The following is a 7063-nucleotide window of genomic DNA, read 5'->3' as shown; positions in this document are numbered from 1 at the left end:
GTACAGGTAATTCATTTTATTTTACATCAAATTAAAATAAATTTATATGCTTAAAAGAAATAAAAAAAGGAATATTTACCTATTTATAGAAAAATTACATTTAAGTATAAAAAATTACAGAAAGAAGGAATATTGTTAGAAACAGTAAAAAAATTATTTTTTCGTTACTCGGTTTATTGTTATTTGCTACAGTATTACCATCTTCTATCAAGGCATATACACATAATGGTTCAAAGATTTCTAATCCAAATAATGCCTATTATTGGATTCATGGTGAGTTTAGTAAATACGGGTTAAAAGGTGAGGTTTTAAGGGGCATCACTGCTTGGAATCCTTCCTCAAAAATTCAATTTACTAAAGAATCCAGTCTCCCAGGGGGAGCAAATGTCAAAATTGAATATGTAGATAGATATAATGGAGATACTTATGGGATTTTTCGCGGTAGCGGTAATGTCACTCTTTTTAAAAAATGGCGTGTAGAATTAGACTCAGCAAGACGTAAAGAAACTGCAGTTCATGAAGTAGGCCATGCTCTCGGTTTAGGGCACACTCAAAAAAGTAATGACAGTATTTCTGTAATGCGACAGTATGAGTTTAATTATAAAGATTATCCACAATCAGATGATTGGGCTGGAATTAATGCAAGATATTAAAAGGGGGCATTATACAGATGAAAAAATCACTGAGGTTCTTATCGATAATCATAGTATTAAGCTTCATCACATTTTTATTTATAGGAAATCCCTTTGTTGAATCTAAGTCAAAAGAGATCACATTCGATGCAAAAACTGACGGCTTCAACAATTTGGAAGAACTAGAAAATAATTCACCAATTATAGTTCGTGGAATAAAAACAGATGAAAAAGAAACAGAAATTTATAGATCAGAAGTTGATGGCGAAGTAAATGGAGGTTTCACTTTATCTGGTTTCAAAGTGAATAACGTATATAAAAATAGTCAACAGGATACTAATATATTAGTGGGCAAAGAAATTCAAATAACCGAAAATGCTTATTATGATAAACAAACTAATACAGCTTACAATATCAACGGTTACACAAACATGGTTAAAGAAAAAGAATACCTATTATTCTTAATACCAGTAGATGATGGCAAATATGCAACTCGTGCCGTTACATTTGGAAAGGTACCTTTATATACACAGAAGACAACCATCAATAAATCCTCTACACTTTCGGAAGATCATGTTCAAAATGATGGTGTTATTGAAAGTATTTTCAAAGACGCACGAGAAAAATATAAAGATTAATACTAAAAGCTTTCCAAGTTAAATAGAAAAGAGGCTGCCAGTTATGACAGTCTCTTTTCTATTTAGAAGAATAAATGCAAGAAATCTTCTGTTGTAATATTACCGAAGTAACGCGCGATATCTACGCCTTCTAAAGCTACAGTGAATGTATCTTTATCAAATTGTACGCCTGTTAGACGTTCTTCAATGTCATGAACATCTAGTGATCCGAAGAAATCACCGTAAATTTTACATTCTGTTACTGTTCCTTTTTTCACTTCAAGGCGAACATCAACTTGTCCAACTGGGAAGCGGTGTGAATGTTGTAAGTTGAACTTCGGAGACTTCCCGTAGTTCCAGTCCCAATTGCGGTAACGTTCTTCAGAAATTTTATAGATTTCTTTCCAATCAGCTTCTGTTAATTCGTACGTTGGAATTTCTGTTTCTCCTTCGAAAATTGTTTCTAGCAGAAGTTGTCTAAACTCTTCTGTCGTCATTTTTTCGTTTAAGAACTCTGTAATATTCGCAACGCGGCTACGGATTGATTTAATTCCTTTTGATTGAATCTTATCCATCTTCACTTTTAGTGCTGATACAACGTGATCGATTTCAGAGTCAAATAATAACGTACCGTGACTAAACATACGACCTTTCGTTGAAAACTGAGCGTTACCTGAAATTTTTCTACCTTCAGCTAAAATGTCGTTACGACCACTTAGCTCTGCATTTACGCCTAGTTTACCAAGCGCTTTCGTTACAGGTTCTGTGAATTTTTTGAAGTTGCTGAAACTGTCTCCATCATCTTTCGTAATAAAGCTGAAGTTTAAGTTTCCTAAATCATGATATACTGCGCCTCCGCCTGATAAACGACGAACGACATGAATGCCTTTTTCTTTTACGTAATCTGCATTAATTTCTTCCACTGTGTTTTGGTTTTTACCAATGATAATCGAAGGCTCATTAATGTAGAACAGTAAATATGTTTCGTTAATATCTAAATTTTTAACACAATATTCTTCAATCGCTAAGTTTATCGTAGGATCTGTAATCCCTTTATTATCAATAAATAACATCGTATCACCTCATGAATTCCAAACGTAACCACTATGCGCAAGCGTAATATGGCCACTGAAAATTTGTTTTGCTTCTGTTACTAAATCAGATGGATTGCCTGTATGTGGCAAATGCGTTAATAAAAGTTCTTTTACATTCGCAGTTTTCGCAATACTTGCTACTTCTGTACTATTCATATGCCCTGCTTTGGCAGCCTCTTGATGTGCATACATATTACATTCACAAATGAAAAGATCAGCATCTTTTGTGAACGGAATAAATTCAGGAATATAACTTGAATCTGCACTGTATACTATGGCATCATCCCCAGCTGTAATACGCATCGCAAAGCATGTAACAGGATGAACAGTTTTTAAGAATGAAATGGAGAACGGTCCAATTTGAAGTGTTTCTTCTGGATTGTACGCGATTCCTTTCGTATGCGGTTCATGCGTTAAAGAATGGAATCCATTCTCATCAAACAAATGACCGTATATTGGTAACTCCGGTAGTTGTCCTTTTGTCACACTCGTAATTAATCTTGCATATTGCAATACCCCAATATCTGCAACATGATCGTGATGATAGTGCGACAATACAACTGCATCTATATCAGATGGTGTTATATATTTTTGAAGCTGTGCTAGTACACCACTACCACAGTCTACAAGTAAACGAAAACCATCGTGTTCAAACAAATACCCCGACGTTGCTTCTCCCGCTTCTGGAAAGCCGCCCCAAAAGCCGACAACAGTCATCTTCATATGTATCCATCCTTTCTAAAACCGTGTAGGAATGCGGTTTTTCTCCGTACTTGAGAAAGTTTTTTACTTACATCCTACATTGTTAACTATAATCCATTTCCTAAACTTTTTCATTAATTTTCAATTTTGTTATAAAACAGTTGTTGACTTTTGTTTTTTGTACTAATACAATGATAGTAAGAAATGGAAATGGAGGGATTGACATGATTGATCAACCAATGGAGTTTTTCCGAAATTTACCGACGAAAACTTGTGCACACTGCGGGAAGGAAATTGATGAGCAACACGAAGCATACCATAACAAATGTGACGATTGCGTTCACGAAGAATAGTAGTTTGTGAACATAAAAAAACCTAGCAGACATAGTCTACTAGGCTAATAACATCGTATCCTTCATCGTTGAACCTTTCACCAAGAGCTCTAGTTCAAACTCATACAATTCTTTTTGTCGATAATTTTTCGTATGGATTTTATCCATCATTAATTCGACAACTTTTCGGGCCATCTCGTCGATTGGCTGTTCAATTGTCGTAATACCTGGCTCTGTAATCTGCGCTAAAATTTGATTATCAAAACCGATCACAGCGAGATCTTCTGGAATACTCCAACCATGGCGTTTCGCCTCTGAGATAATTCCAGCTGCAACCTCGTCGCCTCCTGCCAAAATCGCGGTAGGATTTTTTTTGTCCTTTAATACTTCATTGAATATTCGTTTTCCATCGTCCCAAGAGAAAGCGTTTTCAAGAAAATCGATCGCTTCCACTTCTCTACTCTTTTCAGTAATAGCGCGTAAAAAGCCCATTTTTCGCTGTTGGCTCACTACTTTCGTTTCGTTACCACGGCAAAAAATCAGATTACGATATCCTTGTTCTAATACATGATTGGCAGCTATGTATGCTCCCTGTGCATGATCAAATTTCACTGTTGGAACATTTGCTTCCTCAATATATTCATTACATAACACGATTGGACCGTGTTGCAAGTATGGCTCTACATCTTCCCACGGATTTTCTAGTGAACATAGAATAATCCCATCTACTTGTTTCGTAGATAATAATTGTAAATACTCCATCTCTTTTTCCGGTAAATATCTTGTTTGACAAATAATCAGTTTATATTTATGTTCAGAAGCAGCAATCTCGATTGCTTCAATAAATCTACTAAAAAAAGGATTTGTAATCCTTGGAACAAGCACCGCAATTGTTTCTGTTTTTTGTTTACGAAGCCTTCTCGCCGCAGAATTAGGAACGAAGCCTAAATGCTTCATTGCTAATTGAACCCTTTTCTTCTTCTCATCTGAAACATATGGATGATTATTGATCACCCTAGAAACCGTTGTCCTTGATAACCCCGCTAATTTCGCCACGTCCTCGATAGTCGACACGAAATTTTCCCCCTTTGCATGAAAACGTTTTCTTATCCTGATTATATAGTATATTATTGGAAACTGCAATATAGGTTCTTATGATTTTACTATATTAATATTATACATAGGGAAAAGTCTGTTAACTGCAGGAAATTACACACTACTTTTAGAATTTCACAATAAGAATATTTATAAAATAAAGGATGATATTTCATGAATCGGACGGATCGTTTATTAGCTATATTAATTGAATTACAAAGAAAACAAACCGTTACAGCACAAGGCTTAGCTGAAAAATTCGAGACAAGTATACGCACTATTTATCGAGATATGGATGCACTTAGTGAATCTGGCGTCCCGCTTTTCGCAATGCCTGGTCACGGTTATTCATTAATGGATGGTTATTTCTTACCACCCATTCAACTTACGCCTGAAGAGGCTGTTACTCTTTTATTAGGCGGTGATTATATTGAGAAAACTTTCAATTCTTCTTTTTCTGTACATGCGCAATCGGCAAAAGAGAAACTTGAGGTTGTCCTCTCTACTGATCAAAAAAAGAAAGTTGAAGAGCTGCGAGGAACTTTCCGTTTCCTTTCTCCTATATTTTCTCATCAGCAACCCGAGCGAGAACAACTAGAAAACCAACTTTTCTTATTGCAAGAATCTATTCAAAAAGAACAAGCTATCTCTTTTTCTTATCGTAAACCAAGAGAAACTACAAAAATAAATCGGACCGTTCATCCTTACGGTTTAGTCAATATTTCAGGAATTTGGTACATCGTTGCTCATTGCTTACTGCGAAAACAAATACGTAATTTTCGTTTAGACCGTATGGATACATTACAGCAAGAACAAGAATTCTTTACAAAACCGAAGGACTTTTCTTTACAAGACTATCAACCTGAAAACAATCGTACTGTTACGATTCATTTATTATTTCCATCCCATATTGCACATAAAATTATTGAATCACGATACTTTTTTATAGATTCATACGAGCATCAGGATAATGGTTTTCATGTCTTTTTGAAATCAAGAAATATAGATGAAGTCTTTCAATGGATATTAAGCTGGGGTAGCCAAGTGCAAGTACTAGAGCCAAAAATTCTTTCTGAGAAAATATATGATGAAGTAAAAAAAATGTTAAAACTTTAATTTTTTATTTTACTACTGACATAATGTTGTCAGTAGCCCTCCTTTATTGTAGGTATTAACAAATACATTTTCTTAAAAAGGGGATAACAATATGAACAAATTTGAGGATTTAGCAACGTATTACATAGAGGAATTAGAAAAATACTCTCTCGAACAATTTAGAACGAAACCTTCTACAGAAGAATGGTCTCTTGGTCAAATGTATAATCATTTACTTTCGGCTACATATATGCAGTTAGATGCAATCGCAAAATGTAGAACTGAAATGCCCTCTGTAACTAACAAAAAAACGGATATGGGTGAAAAAGTATATATAATGGGGGCTTTTCCTGACATACAAATAAAAGTGCCAGATCATCCGGGATATGCACCCGAAAATCCAACTAACAAAGAAGAAGTACAAGAACGTTTTCTGGAATTAATTACAGTTGTTAAAGACATTGAGCCAACACTTACTTCTATTCCTAATGATTGTAAAGTAGAGCACCCTGGACTTGGTTACTTAAATGCGGCAGAGTGGTTCCAGCTCATTTCTATGCATTTTGCACACCATCTTCGTCAGAAAGATCGGCTAGAGCTTAAGGTTTGCTAAGTGTAAACACTTCTACTAAAAAGAGACTCCCAATATGCAATATTGGGAGCCTTTTCAATTTCGATACAACATTCATACATCCAAACGAAAGAAATGTATACAATGAATCCAATCTTAACAGGTGCAAAACAACTATTACAGAACGACGAAGTTATTATATCTACTTCAAAGTGTTCACTTACTGGCTATATGATTACGCAAAACGTCCCTTATCCGGGCATGTTACTTGCTACTAATAGAAGGTTTCTCTTTTTTAGCCAATATAAAAACCCATCAATACATCGTCTCCATATGATCCATCTTCATATTTAATTTGCTTTCTTTGTCTTCCTTCTTCTACAAAACCAATACGTTTGTACACTTGAATTGCCCTATCATTAATAGAAACTACACCTAAGCAAATTTTCTCTAAACCTTTCTGCCCTTTAGCCCAGCTAATAAGAAATTCAATTAGCTTCGTACCAATGCCTTGATTACAGTACGCCTCTCTAATCCCCATTCCCATTGTACCTGCATGTCGTAAGCGTTCTAGTTCATATCGATTGAAAAGTAAAAAGCCAACCACCTTATTATCTACTTCATAAACTATGTAAAGATTACCTTTTCCCTTACTTTTCCGTATTTTTTCTCTTTCTAAATCAATATCATTTGGTACTTTATTTGGAGATACTATAAAAAACTTTGTAGTAGTTTCCGATAATATAATTTCTTTTCTAATAGCCATAATTGATTCCGCATCAACCTCTTTTGCTAATCGTATCACAAAATCACCTCTTACCTTTTTCTTAAAAGAATAATGCTGAAGCTATCAAACTAAGGAATCTCCAAAACTCTCAATATGCAACATTACATATTGAGAATCTTTTCACTTTTGATATAATAT

The 7063-nt window shown here is 34.8% G+C and carries 9 protein-coding genes and 1 pseudogene; 6 read left to right on the top strand and 4 right to left on the bottom strand.

Annotated elements, in window-relative coordinates:
* The first annotated feature begins 176 nt into the window (after nucleotides 1-176).
* A complete protein-coding gene (locus tag AB3X48_RS14895) occupies nucleotides 177-653 on the top strand; it encodes a matrixin family metalloprotease (RefSeq protein ID WP_016104122.1) in 477 nt (158 codons plus the stop codon).
* Nucleotides 654-670: 17 nt separating this feature from the next.
* Nucleotides 671-1270: a hypothetical protein gene (locus tag AB3X48_RS14890; RefSeq protein WP_002202847.1), complete on the top strand. Its 600-nt coding sequence runs from the start codon at nucleotides 671-673 to the stop codon at nucleotides 1268-1270.
* Nucleotides 1271-1332: 62 nt separating this feature from the next.
* Here the strand turns inward: AB3X48_RS14890 and lplA are convergent, their stop codons facing one another.
* Nucleotides 1333-2322, bottom strand: coding sequence for a lipoate--protein ligase (lplA, locus tag AB3X48_RS14885; RefSeq protein WP_002158958.1), 990 nt, complete (start codon nucleotides 2320-2322; stop codon nucleotides 1333-1335).
* Between the two features lie 9 nt (nucleotides 2323-2331).
* Complete coding sequence (locus AB3X48_RS14880; RefSeq protein WP_016104120.1) at nucleotides 2332-3066, bottom strand: MBL fold metallo-hydrolase; 735 nt, start codon at nucleotides 3064-3066, stop codon at nucleotides 2332-2334.
* Nucleotides 3067-3269: 203 nt separating this feature from the next.
* On the opposite strand from AB3X48_RS14880, the gene yhfH reads away from it, so the two are divergent.
* On the top strand, nucleotides 3270-3398 hold the full coding sequence (yhfH, locus tag AB3X48_RS14875; protein ID WP_000567010.1) for a protein YhfH: 129 nt from the start codon (nucleotides 3270-3272) through the stop codon (nucleotides 3396-3398).
* Between the two features lie 39 nt (nucleotides 3399-3437).
* Here yhfH and AB3X48_RS14870 read toward each other — a convergent pair whose 3' ends face one another.
* Nucleotides 3438-4451 (bottom strand): LacI family DNA-binding transcriptional regulator, encoded by a 1014-nt coding sequence (locus AB3X48_RS14870; protein WP_016104119.1) that lies wholly within the window; start codon nucleotides 4449-4451, stop codon nucleotides 3438-3440.
* 195 nt (nucleotides 4452-4646) lie between these two features.
* Here AB3X48_RS14870 and AB3X48_RS14865 point away from each other — a divergent pair, with 195 nt between their 5' ends.
* The 3 genes and pseudogenes from AB3X48_RS14865 to AB3X48_RS14855 all read left to right on the top strand — a co-directional run.
* Nucleotides 4647-5588 (top strand): helix-turn-helix transcriptional regulator, encoded by a 942-nt coding sequence (locus AB3X48_RS14865; RefSeq protein WP_199714900.1) that lies wholly within the window; start codon nucleotides 4647-4649, stop codon nucleotides 5586-5588.
* Between the two features lie 91 nt (nucleotides 5589-5679).
* On the top strand, nucleotides 5680-6180 hold the full coding sequence (locus AB3X48_RS14860) for a DinB family protein (RefSeq protein ID WP_016104117.1): 501 nt from the start codon (nucleotides 5680-5682) through the stop codon (nucleotides 6178-6180).
* 93 nt (nucleotides 6181-6273) lie between these two features.
* A pseudogene (locus tag AB3X48_RS14855) lies at nucleotides 6274-6459 on the top strand (PH domain-containing protein); the annotation flags it as partial.
* On the opposite strand, the gene AB3X48_RS14850 reads toward AB3X48_RS14855, so the two are convergent.
* Nucleotides 6434-6943 (bottom strand): GNAT family N-acetyltransferase, encoded by a 510-nt coding sequence (locus AB3X48_RS14850; RefSeq protein WP_016104116.1) that lies wholly within the window; start codon nucleotides 6941-6943, stop codon nucleotides 6434-6436. The pseudogene AB3X48_RS14855 and the gene AB3X48_RS14850 sit on opposite strands and share 26 nt — an antisense overlap.
* Nucleotides 6944-7063 lie beyond the last annotated feature (120 nt).

The sequence above is a fragment of the Bacillus sp. S4 genome, from assembly GCF_040838205.1.
GTDB lineage: Bacteria > Bacillota > Bacilli > Bacillales > Bacillaceae_G > Bacillus_A > Bacillus_A cereus_U.
The sequence above is the reverse complement of the archived record's forward strand: the minus strand, read 5'-3'. Positions and strand labels throughout refer to the sequence as shown.